General features: G+C 40.0%; 30 protein-coding genes and 1 tRNA gene. 6 read left to right on the top strand and 25 right to left on the bottom strand.

What is annotated here, in order from left to right:
• Window positions 1-197 precede the first annotated feature (197 nt).
• From CWM22_04045 to CWM22_03930, 24 genes are all read right to left on the bottom strand, one after another.
• Window positions 198-287, bottom strand: a tRNA-Ser gene (locus CWM22_04045).
• 110 nt (window positions 288-397) lie between these two features.
• Window positions 398-820 carry a DUF1492 domain-containing protein gene (locus CWM22_04040; GenBank protein AUC91140.1) on the bottom strand — a complete coding sequence of 141 codons (423 nt, stop codon included), beginning with the start codon at window positions 818-820 and terminating at the stop codon, window positions 398-400.
• Between the two features lie 78 nt (window positions 821-898).
• Window positions 899-1,747, bottom strand: a complete 849-nt coding sequence (locus tag CWM22_04035) for a B-cell receptor associated protein-related protein (GenBank protein AUC91139.1) — start codon at window positions 1,745-1,747, stop codon at window positions 899-901.
• A gap of 220 nt (window positions 1,748-1,967) precedes the next feature.
• A complete protein-coding gene (locus tag CWM22_04030; GenBank protein AUC91138.1) occupies window positions 1,968-2,372 on the bottom strand; it encodes a hypothetical protein in 405 nt (134 codons plus the stop codon).
• Between the two features lie 27 nt (window positions 2,373-2,399).
• Window positions 2,400-2,606, bottom strand: a complete 207-nt coding sequence (locus tag CWM22_04025; GenBank protein ID AUC91137.1) for a hypothetical protein — start codon at window positions 2,604-2,606, stop codon at window positions 2,400-2,402.
• The gene (locus CWM22_04020; protein AUC91136.1) at window positions 2,599-2,994 is read right to left on the bottom strand and encodes a hypothetical protein; all 396 of its coding nucleotides are present in this window, start codon (window positions 2,992-2,994) and stop codon (window positions 2,599-2,601) included. The genes CWM22_04025 and CWM22_04020 overlap by 8 nt, the downstream gene beginning before the upstream one ends.
• The gene (locus CWM22_04015) at window positions 2,978-3,157 is read right to left on the bottom strand and encodes a hypothetical protein (GenBank protein ID AUC91135.1); all 180 of its coding nucleotides are present in this window, start codon (window positions 3,155-3,157) and stop codon (window positions 2,978-2,980) included. The genes CWM22_04020 and CWM22_04015 overlap by 17 nt, the downstream gene beginning before the upstream one ends.
• 151 nt (window positions 3,158-3,308) lie before the next feature.
• The gene (locus tag CWM22_04010; GenBank protein ID AUC91134.1) at window positions 3,309-3,686 is read right to left on the bottom strand and encodes a hypothetical protein; all 378 of its coding nucleotides are present in this window, start codon (window positions 3,684-3,686) and stop codon (window positions 3,309-3,311) included.
• 12 nt (window positions 3,687-3,698) lie between these two features.
• On the bottom strand, window positions 3,699-4,289 hold the full coding sequence (locus tag CWM22_04005; protein AUC91133.1) for a DUF1642 domain-containing protein: 591 nt from the start codon (window positions 4,287-4,289) through the stop codon (window positions 3,699-3,701).
• The gene (locus CWM22_04000; protein AUC91132.1) at window positions 4,252-4,596 is read right to left on the bottom strand and encodes a hypothetical protein; all 345 of its coding nucleotides are present in this window, start codon (window positions 4,594-4,596) and stop codon (window positions 4,252-4,254) included. The genes CWM22_04005 and CWM22_04000 overlap by 38 nt, the downstream gene beginning before the upstream one ends.
• Window positions 4,589-5,674 carry a DNA (cytosine-5-)-methyltransferase gene (locus CWM22_03995; protein ID AUC91131.1) on the bottom strand — a complete coding sequence of 362 codons (1,086 nt, stop codon included), beginning with the start codon at window positions 5,672-5,674 and terminating at the stop codon, window positions 4,589-4,591. The genes CWM22_04000 and CWM22_03995 overlap by 8 nt, the downstream gene beginning before the upstream one ends.
• Window positions 5,671-5,904: a DUF3310 domain-containing protein gene (locus CWM22_03990; protein ID AUC91130.1), complete on the bottom strand. Its 234-nt coding sequence runs from the start codon at window positions 5,902-5,904 to the stop codon at window positions 5,671-5,673. The genes CWM22_03995 and CWM22_03990 overlap by 4 nt, the downstream gene beginning before the upstream one ends.
• On the bottom strand, window positions 5,891-6,220 hold the full coding sequence (locus tag CWM22_03985; protein ID AUC91129.1) for a VRR-NUC domain-containing protein: 330 nt from the start codon (window positions 6,218-6,220) through the stop codon (window positions 5,891-5,893). Before CWM22_03985 ends, CWM22_03990 begins: the two co-directional genes overlap by 14 nt.
• A 251-nt stretch (window positions 6,221-6,471) precedes the next feature.
• The gene (locus CWM22_03980) at window positions 6,472-8,037 is read right to left on the bottom strand and encodes a DNA primase (protein ID AUC91128.1); all 1,566 of its coding nucleotides are present in this window, start codon (window positions 8,035-8,037) and stop codon (window positions 6,472-6,474) included.
• Entirely contained in the window at window positions 8,000-8,806 is an 807-nt protein-coding gene (locus tag CWM22_03975) for a DNA primase (protein ID AUC91127.1), read from the bottom strand. The genes CWM22_03980 and CWM22_03975 overlap by 38 nt, the downstream gene beginning before the upstream one ends.
• A gap of 4 nt (window positions 8,807-8,810) precedes the next feature.
• Window positions 8,811-9,281 carry a DUF669 domain-containing protein gene (locus CWM22_03970; GenBank protein ID AUC91126.1) on the bottom strand — a complete coding sequence of 157 codons (471 nt, stop codon included), beginning with the start codon at window positions 9,279-9,281 and terminating at the stop codon, window positions 8,811-8,813.
• Between the two features lie 2 nt (window positions 9,282-9,283).
• On the bottom strand, window positions 9,284-10,696 hold the full coding sequence (locus CWM22_03965) for an ATP-dependent helicase (GenBank protein ID AUC91125.1): 1,413 nt from the start codon (window positions 10,694-10,696) through the stop codon (window positions 9,284-9,286).
• Entirely contained in the window at window positions 10,665-11,354 is a 690-nt protein-coding gene (locus CWM22_03960; protein AUC91124.1) for a DNA-binding protein, read from the bottom strand. Before CWM22_03960 ends, CWM22_03965 begins: the two co-directional genes overlap by 32 nt.
• Window positions 11,351-11,827, bottom strand: a complete 477-nt coding sequence (locus tag CWM22_03955) for a hypothetical protein (GenBank protein ID AUC91123.1) — start codon at window positions 11,825-11,827, stop codon at window positions 11,351-11,353. The genes CWM22_03960 and CWM22_03955 overlap by 4 nt, the downstream gene beginning before the upstream one ends.
• Before the next feature lies 1 nt (window position 11,828).
• Window positions 11,829-12,017, bottom strand: a complete 189-nt coding sequence (locus CWM22_03950; GenBank protein ID AUC91122.1) for a hypothetical protein — start codon at window positions 12,015-12,017, stop codon at window positions 11,829-11,831.
• The gene (locus CWM22_03945) at window positions 12,014-12,358 is read right to left on the bottom strand and encodes a hypothetical protein (GenBank protein ID AUC91121.1); all 345 of its coding nucleotides are present in this window, start codon (window positions 12,356-12,358) and stop codon (window positions 12,014-12,016) included. The genes CWM22_03950 and CWM22_03945 overlap by 4 nt, the downstream gene beginning before the upstream one ends.
• 271 nt (window positions 12,359-12,629) lie before the next feature.
• The gene (locus CWM22_03940; protein ID AUC91120.1) at window positions 12,630-12,905 is read right to left on the bottom strand and encodes a hypothetical protein; all 276 of its coding nucleotides are present in this window, start codon (window positions 12,903-12,905) and stop codon (window positions 12,630-12,632) included.
• Window positions 12,902-13,177, bottom strand: a complete 276-nt coding sequence (locus tag CWM22_03935; protein ID AUC91119.1) for a DNA-binding protein — start codon at window positions 13,175-13,177, stop codon at window positions 12,902-12,904. The genes CWM22_03940 and CWM22_03935 overlap by 4 nt, the downstream gene beginning before the upstream one ends.
• A gap of 81 nt (window positions 13,178-13,258) precedes the next feature.
• Window positions 13,259-13,450: an XRE family transcriptional regulator gene (locus tag CWM22_03930; protein AUC91118.1), complete on the bottom strand. Its 192-nt coding sequence runs from the start codon at window positions 13,448-13,450 to the stop codon at window positions 13,259-13,261.
• Window positions 13,451-13,632: 182 nt separating this feature from the next.
• Here CWM22_03930 and CWM22_03925 point away from each other — a divergent pair, with 182 nt between their 5' ends.
• Window positions 13,633-13,851 (top strand): hypothetical protein, encoded by a 219-nt coding sequence (locus CWM22_03925; GenBank protein ID AUC91117.1) that lies wholly within the window; start codon window positions 13,633-13,635, stop codon window positions 13,849-13,851.
• A 169-nt stretch (window positions 13,852-14,020) separates the two neighbouring features.
• Here CWM22_03925 and CWM22_03920 read toward each other — a convergent pair whose 3' ends face one another.
• A complete protein-coding gene (locus CWM22_03920; protein ID AUC91116.1) occupies window positions 14,021-14,212 on the bottom strand; it encodes a hypothetical protein in 192 nt (63 codons plus the stop codon).
• Between the two features lie 499 nt (window positions 14,213-14,711).
• Between CWM22_03920 and CWM22_03915 the strand changes: the two genes are divergently transcribed.
• The 5 genes from CWM22_03915 (at window position 14,712) to CWM22_03895 (ending at window position 16,819) form a co-directional block, all read left to right on the top strand.
• On the top strand, window positions 14,712-14,801 hold the full coding sequence (locus CWM22_03915; protein AUC91115.1) for a type I addiction module toxin, Fst family: 90 nt from the start codon (window positions 14,712-14,714) through the stop codon (window positions 14,799-14,801).
• Window positions 14,802-15,207: 406 nt separating this feature from the next.
• Entirely contained in the window at window positions 15,208-15,555 is a 348-nt protein-coding gene (locus CWM22_03910) for an XRE family transcriptional regulator (protein ID AUC91114.1), read from the top strand.
• 12 nt (window positions 15,556-15,567) lie between these two features.
• Entirely contained in the window at window positions 15,568-15,948 is a 381-nt protein-coding gene (locus tag CWM22_03905; protein AUC91113.1) for an ImmA/IrrE family metallo-endopeptidase, read from the top strand.
• Between the two features lie 59 nt (window positions 15,949-16,007).
• Window positions 16,008-16,397 carry a hypothetical protein gene (locus CWM22_03900; protein AUC91112.1) on the top strand — a complete coding sequence of 130 codons (390 nt, stop codon included), beginning with the start codon at window positions 16,008-16,010 and terminating at the stop codon, window positions 16,395-16,397.
• A 113-nt stretch (window positions 16,398-16,510) separates the two neighbouring features.
• On the top strand, window positions 16,511-16,819 hold the full coding sequence (locus CWM22_03895; protein AUC92836.1) for a hypothetical protein: 309 nt from the start codon (window positions 16,511-16,513) through the stop codon (window positions 16,817-16,819).
• Window positions 16,820-16,822: the final 3 nt, after the last annotated feature.

Here is a 16,822-nt window from a genome sequence, read left to right as displayed (position 1 = left end):
CACACTTCGTTGTGTGGGAAAAATATAGGAGAAAGACCCCTAGCGGAATCAAACCGCCCAACTTATAACTTACCTAGGATATAAGTAGCTGTGCAATCATACAGGGCCTAGTCGCATCCGCAACCATTTCAAAGTTAATGAGTGATATATGAATTCTCGTCCAACGACTTACCCCGTTCTGGGACACAAACACTCAAAGGAGAGTGTGGGATTCGAACCCACGGACCGCACGTAGGCGGCCACCCGTCTAGCAAACGGGCGCATTCGACCAACTCTGCCAACTCTCCATGTCAGGGAAGGCTTACTGCCTTACCCTTATTTCTTGATACTACCATTCTAGCAGAATATAAAAACTGTGCTAACAAGTATTGATTTGTTCAGTACGGTTTTGTAAAGTTCAATTTAGTTCCATTTGTTCCAAAACATCATTCAACTCACAGATAGCCGTATTCCTCCAAGTATAGAAAGTGGTTCTACTGATACCCATTTTGTCACAAACATCATCAACATACATCTTAGTAATGTAAGTCATTCTGAGGACTGACCTGCTCTTTGGATTTTTCAGCTTGTTAATCAATCTACCTAACTCAAGTTTCCTGTTAATAACTTCATTGGTATCTTGTTCAATCGCCTCTTTCATCACGATCAGCTGGGTATAGACATCATCAACCTTTTTAGCCTGACCACCCTTGACCTTGTCTGCCGTCCACTTGGGGCTTGAGAGCAAACCTGCCTCAAGCTCATTGATTTCATCTATACGGCTTTGAATATCCATATCAAGATTTTGTAGCTCATTCAAGAGCTCTTTAGCCTTGTTCACTCTCTGTCTCCTTTTTGTGGTATAATGTATGTGAGTTATTTACCACAGCCAGGGCAGAGAGTGCCTTGGCTTTTTTTGTTACTCTTGATTCGTAATCACATCCCCTTGTGTGATAACTTCAACCCAGCCATGCTCCAAACGAGCCTCAGCTTCTTTCATTCGAATCAAATTATCCGAAATAGAGTTATTCAATTCAGCATTGGCTTTTGCTTGACCTTGAGCCTTGATAACCTCTGCATCGGCATCGGCTTGAGCTTGGATTTTTTTAGTTTCAGCTTCTATTTTAACTTTCTCTTGATCCTGCTTAGCTGAATCTACTTGTTTCTGCTTAACAGATTCATCTTTGATGGCTTTTTCGATTTCATCGCCTGCATCTTGGTCAGTGATAGTAAATGATACAAATTCCAAGTTGTCAGCTGCGAACCGCTCTTTTAGTTTCTGGTCAATCTTGCCATAAACTTCTGTACGCTTAGAGCCTAGTACTTCGTAAATATCATACTCACCTGTCACTGATTCAATGGCCCGTTGCACAGCTGGAGCGACAACGCTATTACTCACATTTTCCAGGTCTGTGTAGTTAGTAAATACAGTCATAGCTTCTGCCTTGTTGACCTTGTACTTGACGTCAATATTGGTATTCAACCACTGACCATCCTTCGTCTGTGTCGTGATAGCTTCCATGGTCTTGGTCTGAACTGATGTCGGTAACTTATACACCTTATCAGCAAATGGAACTTTCAGATGGTAGCCCGTCTGTAAAGTCTTTTCTTGTACTCCGTTGAATGCCGACACCTTCACACCTACGGTATTTGCTGGAATTTTGACAACTGCGGTCAATCTAAAAAATACTGCAAAAATAATAAGTCCAATAATTGTAGCGCCTGCTGCTACCTGACGTTTTGTTACTTGAAATTCATTTCCGTACATTGATTTATTCCTCCAATTTTGTAATATTCGTCCCCCACCCGTACCACAATAGGGAGTTGGACTATGATACCATTTGCAATTACTTTCTATTTATTTTATTTGTGGCTGACCTTACTGCCATTGGTCCAATAATGTGACTTTAATCTACAAAGGAGTCCTCCTTTTTAATTTATTTTCGGCAGAATGACCAACCGACCTGTGACAGTCGGATAGCCTTAGATTAGGTTAATTCCTCCAACTCAAAATAGTCAACCAACCCCTCTTTCAAATCTTCAAGTGTTTCACATTGTTCTAGCAAAGAGGCAACATCTTCCTTTGTCGTTTCTTTATCAAGGGTACTTTCTTCCACCGCATCAGCTACCCACTTTGGATGGGCTCCAGCATATGAAAATTCCTCCTGTGGCAGTAAGTCCAGCAAGGCTTCATAGCGTTCTTCAAGTGAAATCAGCGCTCCGAATGCATTGATGTAATCAGTATCATCTTTTTTCTGCTCATAAACTACTGGTTGATTTTGCTTTACAACCTCTGCATAGATTGCTGACCACTCTTTCTCTGTAAAGCTTGATTTTTCAACCAACGCTCCGTATTCAATTTCATTTCCATCAACATTAATTTTGTAAATCATATTCTACTCCTTTTGTATTTTTAATTTTTAAGATAAATCATCCAACGCTACCCATCGAAATTGTGGGTATTTTTTAGCTTCTTCTTGGGTGCAAAGCATCGCCTCTGCCCTAACCGTTTCTTTTGCATCTGCCATGAAAATACTGTGAGTTCCATCGCTATATTCTAAGTAGTTATACTTTGCATGTCTCGGCTCTGGCGCATCGACCAGTAGCACGCCTAGTTTTTCATTCATTTTCTACCCCCTCCACCAACTCAGGATTTGCATGGATGTTGCTGATGATTTCAAGAGTGTAGTCAACCGTAGCCTCCACAATCATAGTAACAAAGGGTACAAATACCCCAGTGATTGTCATACCTGATGCACCATGTTTAAAAGTGACTGCACTTATTTCTGAATCGCCATCCTCATCCATTATTTTAACCACATCTCCTTCAAATATCTCCTGACCGTTTTTATCAAACAGCCCTGTGGATTGCATGAGGATGACATTGTCTAAAGGTAATTCAAAAGGCTCTTCTCCCGTGCGGGAAAGGTCCTTAGCTAAACCATCAAGCCCAATGTATATATCATGTCTCCACGCATGAGATATCTTATCCCACGCCCTAAACTTCGGTATCATTTTCTGCCTCCTTCATCATCTGTATAGCATTGGACAAAGCTCTGACATACTCGCCGCACTTATTTATTGCATTTGCATTGAATATCAGTTTTTGGCTTTCTACCACCATCGTCTCAACGAATTGTCCTTTTAACTCCGTAAGTAACTCAATATCTTTTTCCATCACTCCACCTCTTCCTTAGACTTCGGTGTCGTTTTTACCTCTTTCAAAAATAAACCTATCATGCCGATAATAAGTATCCATATAAGCAGCAACATTCCTATCAGTCCAGATAGAACTATTAGATTAAGTAAAATATCTAAGATAGGTCCATTCATCCATTTACCTCCTTTTTAGGAAGATACTCATACATACTATACCTCGACCAAGGTATAAGTCTATGCTCTCCATCCAAAGGATAGAACATAGCCTCATGCCCATCTCTTACTTCTTCAAATTCTTCATACTGCTCATCACTAACCCAATAACGTGTGTAAACATCAGAGTATTCTGGATACCAACGCTCACCACAACAAGAACAGTATTCCATATATTCAGGTTTTTGGCTTAGAATTTCTTCTAATCGCTCTAATGCCTTTGCCTCTTCTGTAGCTTCAATAATGATTTCAGACGTTACATTTTCATCAATTACAAAGTAACCTCCAGAATTATTTTGGTCAAAAACATAAAAATAAGTTTGTGCTGTTGTCATTTGTTCGCCTCCTTAATCTACTTCTTCTCTAAACTGCCAAGCCCACTCAAAATCCTTTTTGATTTCTTCTTCAGTTAGTTGAAAACCTTTTTTCTTTTTCCAGTCATTACCTAGCTCTTTTTTGATAACTACCTGCTTAAAACCATTCATCATAAGTATGTGAACTTCAGTTCCGATGTTGTTAGGGTTGGGAAGTTCAACTGTGTACAGTTTCTCCTGCTCAATCTCATAGCCGAAAAGCCACGCTAGGGCGAAAGTCTCTTGGTTGTGCTCTAACCATTCGCCAGTATCATTGTATTCATCGCAGTAATCCATTGCACGGAGCAATCCATACCCTTCTTTATTTTTGCAATATTCGATACTATCAGCGATAAACTTCGGCACCACAACCTTCTGCGGTTCGTGGATTTGGTCAATCGTGTTCACAACAACTTCAAGTGGTACATAATCGACCTGGACACATCCTCCTATAATTTCGCCTGCTTTAAATATTACCCTCTCTCTGTTAGCTATTTTTATTTTTGATTGCTCAATAATCTCTATCGCTTCCTGTTTATTCATCTGTTTACTCCTTGAAAAAGGTATCAAAGTCCAACCAATCATCTTTAATAAGATTTCCAATCTTCGTTACTCTACCTCCAAAACCGTTACTCTTAACACGTATATACTTCCCTTGCAGTTCTTCCCAGCTATTTGCACCGGCAACCTCCAAGATACGGTCTATCAGCTCAAAGCTCTTGTGAAAAGCTACTCGTTTTTTCTTGTGTTCGTCGTATTTATCTAGGCAGTATCCTCCAATAGATACTCCAAATCCATATCCCTCAACAGTCAGATAACAAGTTAAAATTCCATGGTCTTCTCTGCCCAAGAAAGTTTTGGTTATCTTTACGTTTTCAATTGTGTTATTCATCTGTTTCCTCCAATTTTCTCGCTATCGCCTCAATCACATTAACCGTGACTGAGTTACCAGCTTGCTTGTATAGTTGACTATTACTGTTTACTGCCTGGGCTCTATCAAACGCCCAATCTGGAAAACCTTGCAACCTCCAACACTCGCGAGGTGTCAGTTTGCGGATGCGGATACCATCTAATATGCCGAATGTCCCTGCTTTGGTATTCCCCTGATGGCCACTGGCAGTGAGTGTGCCAACCTCGTCTTTGGTTTTTCGGTTGTAAAAATCATAAACCTTAACATGATTATTCTCCTGCCAGCTGTTGCTGGTCAATGTCGGGGTGATATCATGCTCGCCACCCTGATTGTATCCGTGGCCTCGTTGGATGATTTTAGGCTCTCTATTGCCACCTTGCATCGTATTGAGACAAGGAGAGATGCCGTTTGGATCATAGATACGACCTACTTGCGGATTGCCTCCAAAACTATCTGTATCAAGCAAATTTCCGACTTGAACGACTACGCCTTGCTTGTCTTGTTCAATCGCTGTGTCATCTCCTCCGAAAGGAAATATCGCTCGTCCACCTGCTCCTCTAAGATGTCCGATAATAAACACCCGCTCTCTGTTTTGGGGGACTCCAAAATTCTTGCTGTTGAACACTTGCCATTCCGCATCATACCCCAATTCATCCAACGCTCCGAGGATGGTCTCAAATGTATTTCCGTTGTCGTGGTTAAGGAGTCCAGTGACGTTCTCAAGGAATAGATATTTAGGTCTGAGAATAGATGCGAACCTAGCAATCTCAAAGAACAAAGTCCCTCTAGTATCTTCAAATCCTGCTCGCTTTCCAGCAATGCTGAAAGCCTGGCACGGAAATCCTCCACAGATAACGTCCACACGTCCGATTCCTCTAACAGACTCATCTGTGACTCTTGTAATGTCATGAAAATCAAATTCTCCTTCCGTATCATGTATCGCCTTATAGCTCTTTCTGGCAAATTGGTCTATTTCGCAAAAACCGATACATTCGTGACCGGCACGTTCCATACCAAGACGAAAACCGCCAATGCCAGCAAATAGGTCAAGAAATTTCAAGATACATCCTCCATCTCCTCAATCAACCAATCCAAATGTTGTCTAGCCTTCTTCAAGTCCTCGACACCGTTCTTCTGCTGAAATCGCAACAGATACTTGATGACATTGCCCCAGTAATAAGCACATTCGCCGGCTAGATTGCCGATAAAATTCTTGACCACATCCAAGGCTTCCATACCATACTTACCTTGGTAATGTTTTGGTTTGGTTACGTTGTTAAATTGTTCCATTTGCTTTTCCTCCTACGATATCCATCGCATCCTCAACGCTCCTAGCCACACCGGCTAAGGCGCCGAACTTTTGCATTCGATCGATAAATTTCTCTTGCTCTGGTCGTACACGACCCTTTTCGTTTTTTACTTCGATGAAAAATATTTGTCCGTCTTGTCTAAATCCAAATAAGTCACTAAAACCTTTTGGCAGACCTGTGTCAAAGTATCGTCCATCAGACGTACGGACTTTGCCAACGTTGGCACGGAAGACCAGACAACCAGCCTCCGTCAAACCAACTCGAATATCATTTTGTATTTTATGTTCTTTTTCCATATATTTCCTACTAAAGGTTACACATCTCGAAAAAAGATAGATAACCTCCAAAAAACCAGTCATATCAAGGGTTTAGCCCTTGTTCCACCCCTAAAAGTTACCCGTTACCCCCTATTTTCTATTTATATATATTTTATATATTTATAATTTAATAAATAATAAGAGAAGATAGGTAACCAGTAACTTTTTTATCAAAAACTCAGTAATATCAAGGGTTTGACTAGGTTACCTATCTATAAAAGTTCGGTAACCTAATCAGTAACCAGTAACTTTTTATCAAGACAAACTGCAGTCGTGTTAGGGTCGTTATCGTTATCCCAATAAAAACCTGTATATCTGCGAGGAACATCCAGCGATGGTTTGAATCTCCTTGTCGGTTTTGCTCTTTTCTTCTCCCATTCTGCAGGGAGTAATTTTATGAGCTGACGTTCAAACTTTCCTTTAGCCACTTTTGTAATCCCTTCTTCTTTGCACCACTCCTGATACAACCACCACAAGAAACGGACCGGCAGGCGTTCGGATTGAAATGTTCCGAACCATTCGTCAATAAACGCTTTAACTGTATCGTTGCTAGATTTAAATTCTTCCAAGACATCCAGCGTTGCCTGTGGCTCGCTGAATCGTGTGAAGTTTAACTCAAGGGCTTTTTTCAACACATACTGTTTCACATCATCCCTATTGATGTACTCATCCTTAATCTGCCAATTATCTTCCTTGGCTGAAAATGTCTTCCGAAAGGGGATGATAAGAAAACGCCGATAGGTTCCGTTGGTTTTATTCTTAAACCTCGGCAATTCGTTGGTTGATTGAATGACGGTTTTTTTGAACACGGTCGAGTAAGGTTGCTTATTCTTCTCCTCGACTAATACTGGCTCACCAGTCACGACGCTGTTAAAATTCGACGATTCATCAATGTAAACACCAGCCTGCACATCGTCCCCGATGATAACAGTTTTACCTTCAATCATTGACAAGGCGAAACGTTCCGAAAACTGATTCAGTTTCAAGGTTGCTACATTACGGATACCGACAATATTTGTAATCAATTGTTGGACCGTACCCTTACCGTCATTTCCTTCACCGACAAACCAGATAGACTTCCTGTACGAGTAGTTCCCATTTAGGCTGGCTGAAATAACCTGCCATAAGAGATGAACCAAGTCTTCGTCACCGCTCATCAAATCCAGTAACCAACTATCTACATCCCAACCGTCAATGTTTGGTGATGCCGCAAACGGATCATACTCTGTCTCAATGGTTGAAAATGCCACGAACCGATGGGTAAAACCCGACATCTTCTTCAACTGTTTGTCAAAAATACCGTTTTTCACCAGAATGAAACGTTTCGGATCCTGGTAATCCCCGATAGAAAAATCGCATGAGAATCCATCATATAGATATTTCCGTTTGGTTGCTGCTAACATGAATAGTACGTTCTTGGACCGTGTCTCGGTAAAAGTAGGTTCTAACAATCTGATAACCTTGTAAGCAAAAGATGGGTCTTTATGATAATAACCAGCGTCAGGATCATAAACCGCCACCCTGTCGTTCGGTAGGTTGATGACATATAGGATTTGTTCCAAACCTTCCGCAACAGCTAACTCTGTCAAGCGTTTCGGTGGCTCTTTTATTTCTTCCATGGTTCCATACTGCGTTTCTTTCCACTTAGCCTTTTCCAGCCAGTCGTTTCTGTAATCACGACAGGCCAGACGAATCTCACGCCAGTCGGTCGGTTTTTCGTAGACAGCTGGATGTGGAACGACGTTTTCGTACTCTGCTTTAATCTTCGCTATATCCAATACCACTTCGCCTATCAAGCTCCTTTCTTAACATACTTTCAAATGTCCTATCTACCTCCTGCTGAGATAGAGGACTTGGCGTGTAATGATTAGCTATTTTTGCTAACATATAAGCTGCCTCCTCATCAACACCACGGATCAATAACCCGCCAATCAAACTAGCTAGATTATTGTTTCTTCCACCTTCATCACCCAAACCGAAAACAATTTGTTCAAATAGCTTAGCTGTTTTACTGCTGTATTCTGGGTTGTATTTAGTTATAAAATTGATTTTGCTTGGTTTCTTCTCTGCTTGTAAGATGTCCAACAGCTCCATCGGAGCCTCTGCCATCTCTTCGACAGACTGATCCCAGACATATTTTCCCTTGGGATTGTTGCTAGGTGCTACCAAGACATAATTGTTCGGGTGGGCTTTGATATCAATTCCTGGACGAACCTTAATATCTTGACTAATTTGAACACCTTTAGGTTTCTTGAGAAATATATGCCTGCCACCACTCGGCGTTGTCGCCTGTAGAGTGGCAGGGATATATTGTTTCAATTCCCATTCTTCAAAACTGGAATAGCCATCCACATCATCTCGAACATCAATATCAATAACAAAGAAATCCGTTGTTTTTACAGCTATGTTGGCATCTGGGTTATCACGCCACAGACGCTTGATTTCTAATTCTGAAAAAGTCTTATCCTTGTACGCTGTTATGGCCCGTTTGCTCTTCTTATCAATCGGAATGACAGAAAAACCAAGGCGAGCATAGTGCAAGGCGTATTCTACCATTCCTGCCATAGTCTTAGAATGGCAAATCTAAGTCATCCACAACAGGCTGACTAGCTTGGACAGCAACTGGTGGCAATTCTGATTGCTCGTATTTCTTGATATTCAGGTTGTCATAGGTCTTACCGTTGTATTCAGACTGCTCATTCTTAACCGTGACTTTCAAGTTCTTACCCTTGATAAGGTTCAAAAACTGCTCCACGGTCTGAATTTCAATGTTTTCAGGCAATTTTACCGCCTTAGCATAACGCTGAAGAGCAAATTCAGGGTATTGCAAGGTTTCTTTGTTGATCCAAATCTTGTCAAAGATAAGATTGTTGCGGAACTTCTGCTGGAAGTCCTCACGGATTTTCAAGCGAATATCCAAGAAGTCGGTGCCACCTTTACTTGCAGATTGCTCCACATGTGAAATAAATACTTCGTAAGTTCCGTCTTCGATAGATGAAAATTGTTCTGCTGCTTCATAATTTACTGTAAAAAGTCCCATTCTTAATTCCTCCAAAGGTTTAATTCTTTTTGTTTGTGCCACAGCCAGCCTGGGGCGTAACCGTGGATAATTCTAAATGCTTTTAATTCTGCGAGAGACTCACATCTCTCGTATTTCTTACCATATCGTTTGACACGCTTGTAGACCAAAGCCTCTTCCCGTGTCACTTCTATCATCTCACCGCGGATAGAGACAAACTCCATCCCCTGGTTGATTAAAGTTAACGTTTCATTTGTTGCCTCCTGTTCAATATCCTTGATAATTTTCAATGGTTCATCACAGTAAGGACATTTTCCATCGACAATCTTATCCCTATAAAATGTCGCAAAGCAATTCTCGCAAGTCTTAGGCGCCTCTTCCTTCTCTTTACTGGATGATTTTGTTTTATCAACGCCTTCCAAGGTCCAGTAGCGGTCATCGTTTGGCAGACCGTGCCGAATGTGATTTCCGACATGATCTATCAGTATGGCACGTTTGCCATCTCTGGGATTCAAGGCGCGCATTGCAAACTGCAAATACAAACTTAACGATGCCGTCGGTCGTAGCATGATGCAGACGTCAACACCTGGCAAGTCAATCCCTTCAGTAAATAAATTGACGTTCACCATGATAGTCACTTCTCCGTCACGAAAGGCACGCATTGCCCGCTCTCGTTCGACTTTCGGAGTTTTTCCAGACACTACGGCTGATTGGTACCCTGCTTCAAAAAATCGCTTAGAAACCCTCTCAGCGTATTCTACGCTATGGCAATATACGATAGCTTGTTTTCCCTTTGCCAAACGTTCGTAATGGCTCAAGTAATCGCCGTGCTGTTGCTTGAAATCAAAACTATCATCAATCGACTGGTTCGTGTACTCGCCCTGCCGTTTCCTTAGCTTTGCCTGATCAAGCAGATTGATAGAATAATAGTCAAACTCTGAAATATTGCCATGTTCCTGCAACCACAGGATAGATTTACCGACAACCAAATCATCCGCCATATCGTCAAAACCAGAACCATCCAAGCGTATCGGAGTTCCTGTAAAAAACAACTGTACCGCCTGGTGATAATATTTTAAAATCTGTTGGTATTGACTAGCCTTGATATGATGCGCTTCATCCACCAAGATGAGTGTCGGCAAAGGTAATTTTCCTAACTTCCTGACAATACTACCAACTGTACCGATATAGACCAATCCCATGTCGACACCAGCGCGGCTGAATGTCTCAAAAACTTGTTCGTTGATTTCCTTGCGATGACTGAAAAACAGTACCGTCTTTTGCTTATCTGTCGCATTCTTGGCGATGTGAGCCATACAAACTGTTTTTCCGGACCGTGGGGGTGACTGCACCATGATTTTACGGTGGCCTGCAAGCATGGATTTCTTGATATCCAAAATCAGTTCAACTTGGTAGTTCCGTAGTGAAAAGCTCATCTACTTTGCACCCCTTACGGTCATCCAGACGATTTTTTGCGTAGACACTTGCCGACGGTTGTAAAATAAAACCTCTCACTTCCTCGCCGTCTTCAGTGGTCTTTTTGACCAATCTAGCCACCACATCGGTCAAGCCTAAGAAGTTATTCAAAATCTTAGAACGAATATCAGGCATGGCCCTGTTGTAAATCATGCCATTTTCATCCGTCCACTGATCCGAAGTCTCCCAAGCTGTGAACACAATACGTTTTTTCAGCTGCAATAAGGCCCGCAAACTATCCAAAATAGTGAAATCTACCCGTTGGTAGTCCGCTTGAGAAGGCACCCTGTGGTTCTTGCCCTCGCGACCTAAATTCGCCAAGCAAGCCCGAAAGAGTTCTGATACATTGTCGACGACGATGGTGTCGAATGGTTCAGCCGCTCCTTTTAGTAATTCTTTGACAACATTCAACCATTCGTCCCAGATTTTATGCGAGTCTACTTCCGCAATAGAAATATTCTCGCACCCGTTTAGAACCTTGGATGACTTGTCAATATCAATCACCAAGGTCTTACCTGGGATGTATTTCAATGCCGAAGTCTTCCCAAACCCTGGGTTCCCATAGATGAGATAACAGGAATCATTTAACGTTATATCTGTCGCTTTTGTAATTTTCATTTCACTACCACACTGCGCCCTTCTGTCAGTTCAGCTCCGAAAACAACTTGACCATTCTTGATGGCTTTCTTGATTTCCGTTTTATTCGGTTCAACTTTCACTTTCAAAAATTCATCTGCTAATTTCGATGGGTCAAAAATAGTGACACTTTCCGTTTTTCGGAGTGATAATTTAAATAATCCAGTATCAACCTTCTGTTGATTAGTTAACATCATCGCTTCTTTTACACGTTCCTTAAAACGTTCCGCCCTTGCTTCAGCTTCTTTTTGTTTTTTGGCGAACGCGTCTTTTTCAGCCTTAAACCGTTCTGCATCGGCTTCGGCATTACGTTGCATCTTGATAAACCATTCGCAAGATTGCGCAAAATTTTCTTCAAAGTCAATACTTTCAAGCGTGTCATTAAACGTTTCATCGTCCAATTCCATAGCTTGAAGCTGGGCATAAATCCCTTCTAATTCGTACAAAAACGCCATATTACAAGTCCTCCATAAAATGATTTTCCAAAAATTTAACGTATGCAGCGATATACTCCAACTGGTCATGGTCGTAACCTTGCTTGTGGGTAATCAAGCAGGCAACATAGTGATCATGCATAGCCATAAAATCCTTGATGCCGATTGCTGCATCACTTTCCATTAGTTCAATTAAATCTTGTCTTGTCATAATCTAGCCAAATCATTCAGCAACATCCGTATCTCACGAGCGTTCAAGCGGATCTGGTTGCTATCAATCTCTCTACGATTTGCTTCTCGCAGGACTTCAATCTGCTCTTCCAGAATCTCTTTCTGATACTCACGGAATGCTTTTAACCATTCATCTTTCTCAAAAAAATCTGTATAGTCAATACCACCATTATCTAAACGAACTGCCCGACGATTTTTCACATCTTTAGAAATCGAAGCCTTGACAGTATTCTCTTTAATCTTCAATACCTCTGACACTTCCTTAGAAGATGCGTTCGGATGTTCGCGATAGTATTCCCTAATCCTTTCAATACTAGTCATAAGCCCTCCACTTTCCGATAACTCTCGGCTCTTCATCTGATATACAGAATGGACAAAATATCATTGGTTCTTCTGAGCGCGATTCCCATTGTTCAAGACAATCGTCACACACGTATTCTCTGTCGTAAATTGTCATACTAGCCCTGCCTGGATCTTCACGATTTTCAATTCCACAGCAAGTTCGTACGGTGACATAGCTTGATAAAACTGTCGTGTTTTACCTGTGAAATAGACAATCTGATCAATTTGATTTTCCCGTCCAATCCCATTACTAATGTGCATGTCTGCCCCACTTTCTAGCCGTTCGAGCTGGCGCATCATCTGCAAACTTGATTGGTTTCCAGTTTGCAAGAGACTGTTTAACACAGTTCTTCCAGGCTAAGCGATCAGCTTCAACTGCACGTTCACAAGCCAGGGCTGTCAGTTGTTCCCTAAGCAATTTAGCTTCACGTTTCTTGCGTTGCTTTTCCGCCTTCCGCTGTTCTACTACTGCTGCCGTCAAAATCGGCAGAGCGAAAATTCCTAATGTAAATATCGCTTCTGTCATAATAACCTCCAATTTTCTTTCATCCACTCAACCACGGCATCCCGTGGAAATCGTGGGTGTGATCCCTTCTTTTCAATCCTTGGAAAATCCTTCAAGTGTGACACCCTCTGGAATTCCGTTTCATTTGCAATACCTAGCAACTTCTTGCACTGCTTGCTGTTGAGTAGCAAAGGCATTGCAAGCTCTAGGTTAAATACCTCGAAAACCTCTACCAGTCTGACTTTTAGCTGACTGATAAATCGTGATATGAGGCTTTCAGCAATGTCATCCATCTTGTCAAACCTCGCTTTCGTGTGTTATAATTTAAGTGATTTTTTTAGTAAGCTCCTGACTTCGTCATGGGGCTATTTTTATTAGCTTTTTGCTAATTCATCCAGACTCACATCAAGAGCCTTGGCAATTTTAACAACATTACTAAACATCATATCCTTCTTCTTCCCAGATTTTAGTTCTGCCAACATCGTATAATTGATACCTGCTTTCTTTGCTAAAGCGTAGATAGTCATTCCTCGGATATTAGCAAGTTCTTCGATTTTCTCCCACATCTTCAAAACCACTATATATAGAGCTAAATCCGTCTTTAGACTGATATTTTTCCTATATATAGACCTTTCTATATATTTTTGTTACTATCGACTTATGACAATCAGGTAAACAAATCCAACTTTAACTACCAAATCAAGTGATTTTCTCCTGTGCGTCAAATATTAAGGAAAGGAGAAGAAGTATGAGCAAGTTAAGCCCAAAACCAAATAATCAAAAAAAGCTTAAGACTTGGGCAGATTTGGATAATCAATTAAAATTTGCTTTTGACGAACGATTATCAAGTCCGATAACATCTATAAATCCAAAACTCTATGCGATGCCTGTTGAAGAAATAATTCAAGAATTAGAGAAGAGTGGATATACTGTCATTGAGCATGGCGGTTCACTCGTTATAAAGTAGCGCTAACTTCTCTTCAATAGAAGTTATCTGCTTTTGTAAAATTTCTAAACAATCTTTTTTCCAAGCTTTGACTATTTCTGTGGTCGAAGCTTTTTTTCCTTGATACGGATAACGTTTTGGTCTCATCCCCTTCTCCTTTCTAGTTTGTTAGTTGGGTAGTTTTATGAACCTACCGAATCTTAAAATCTTCAATCACACGAGCAATAAAACGATTTGCTTGTGGATTTTTTAGTTTACCATTCAAGATATTAGTGACATCCTGACGAGCCATGCTGTATTGCACCGCTAACGTTGTAATTGTGAGATTGTTGTCTTTTAAGTATTCCAATACTTTTTGACGACCGCCGTCCACATTTGGCATATAATTTCTCCTTTCTTGTAAGTTATAATGAATAATAAAAATCAAAGGAAATCGTGTCCGCTCAAGTATTTTCACAGTGAAACCCTTTACAAATTTTCTTACATTTTATATAATGTAATTAATCATAAACTCGAAAGGAGTGATATTCTTTGTCAGAGTTTTTGAGGTATACTGTGTCTCAGTAGGAATATGTTTTCATTTGTAGAAGCCAGTCACCTTCTACCGGTATAGTCGACGATATCAGACTCAAACAGAAATGACTTAAAAGAAAAAATATTTCTAACCGATAGCAGTGCGAGGTGCGGATACTCGTCAAGTATCGTGTGCCACTGCTTCTGGCCTGAGCAGATCAATTTCCGTAGCGTACTCTATGAAGCAGATAGAGTACGTTTTTTATTTTTCCTATAAGACAAAAAAACGCCCCTATCGAACTGATAGAAACGTGATATAATATAAATTGGCACTGACGATACCGCCTCGAAGGGAGGTGAGAAGTCCAATGGTAGAAACACTTATTTCATCTATCATCGGCCCGTTAGTGGTCGGTATCCTTCTACTTGTCATTGAAAAATGGCTAGACGAAGATTGATAGTGTCAAAAAGCCCCCTGCTTATGTGGAAGTTAGCAGGGGGCTTTCTTTGTCCGATGGTTTATCGAAACACTTATTTTCCCCTATATCTTACCACGTTTCTATTCAGTTGTCAAAGGGCTTGTAAGCGAAAGAGTTAGAAAATTTTATATAATTTCTTGACAAACTCTAGAATAAAGTCTATAATCAAGGCATAATAAAAACAACGTTTAGAACATTTCTAATCATTTATAAATACAGTTTAGCGACCGTGTTATTTAATTTTTTAGAATGTTTTTGACTTCGTTTTTTTCTAACTCAATCATCTTACAAAAACTATTCTATACTTTTTTCTAGAATAAGTCAATACTTTTTTCTAGATTTTTGGAATATTTTTTGTCAATCTCTTAGAAAGGTTGATTTAACAATGTTTTCAACACTAGAAAAAATAAAAGAACTTGCTAAAAAGAGGGGGATTTCATTAGCGAAGTTAGAAGAAAATCTAGGATATAGTACAAATTATTTCTATACTTTAAAAACAAAAGCTCCCAACGCCGAACGATTGGCTGAAATAGCTAATTACTTCAACGTATCCACTGATTACCTATTAGGTAGGACAGATAATCCTCGGATTGCATCCGATGAAAGTCTGTCAGAAATAGATCTAAAAAAAGATGCAGCAGAAAGTTTCTTTTATGATGGACACGAACTCAATGAAGAAGATTTGGATTTAATTGCATCTATCCTAGAAACTCGCATTAAAAATAGAAAATAAGGAGTTTTGCCTATGATGACACCAGAATCAGTATGCGCTGAACGTGGTATTGATTTGGTCTATTTTGACGGTAGGGATACAGATAATAAGGGTATCTATAACAAAAAGCACAACTTGATTGCAGTCGATACATATCTTGATGAAATCGAAAAAAAGAAAACCATCTACCATGAAATTGGACATCAAAGTCATGATCCGTCACAATATGACCGTAGACGTGAACAGTATGAATTACAAGCAGATAGGAATATGATCCATTACCTGGTCAAAGAAGAATTGGCCTTGATGGACGATGTCAAAGAATTTAATTACGTTCGCTTTATGGAAAAATACGACTTAAAAACCACAGTCAACGAGACCATGGTGATTGAGGAATATAATAATTTGATTTGACAATAACGCAAGGAATAAAAATGTCATGAAGAAAGAATTTTATTGAAAAAATTCAAGATGTGAAACTGTATCATAGCGATGATGCTAATACACCGCTTGGTGTCGCTTACGATATATCAAAATTTCCAGTAGATTTTGGGGTAACTTTTAAAGTATTCTTTTTTAACCTCGTACCCAATAAAGACTACGTGATTGTACTATATTACATTGCTGGCAACAAACCTGAAGAATTGCACCTGCTGAACAATGTCACTCTCAACGTCCAGTCCGGCGACATGATAAAATACCAAGACGGCTATGGGCTTGCATTCGGAACCTTCTCAACAATCTTTCCAATCGATCAGGAAGGAGAGTTAATGATAGTTCTTGAATTACGAGCTTTAGACAATATGGAAAGAATCTTGGATACCTATAGTACATACATCACGTTCGAGGAGAAAGCGAAATAATGACACTCGAAAAAGTAATCCCAATGAAAATAACCAATCCGAACAACTTATCTGTACCAGTACAGACTACACATGATATAATAGAATCAAGAAAACAACAGGAGGATTCTATTATGCCGCAAGAAACATACACAAAATCTGAAATTGATTTGAAGTTCGATAAAATCAGCACTGATATTCAGCATAGCTCGGAAAAATCGGATTTAAAATTTGATGCATTGACCAAACAAGTAGATTTAAAATTTGATAATTTTGAAAATAAGTTAGAGAATTTATTTGCTAATCTTAAAGTTGAGTTAGCCAATGAAAAAATAGAATCTCTAGAACAAGCTCGTAAAGATAAGCGAGAGCTTATTTTATGGTCTATAGGAACAGCAGTTGCTATTTTAGGAATACTCATTCCTTTAATTTTGAACAAATAAAAA

The sequence above is a fragment of the Streptococcus suis genome (assembly GCA_002831545.1).
Lineage (GTDB): Bacteria > Bacillota > Bacilli > Lactobacillales > Streptococcaceae > Streptococcus > Streptococcus suis_P.
Note: the sequence above shows the minus strand (reverse complement) of the source record. Positions and strands in the feature narration are given on the sequence as shown.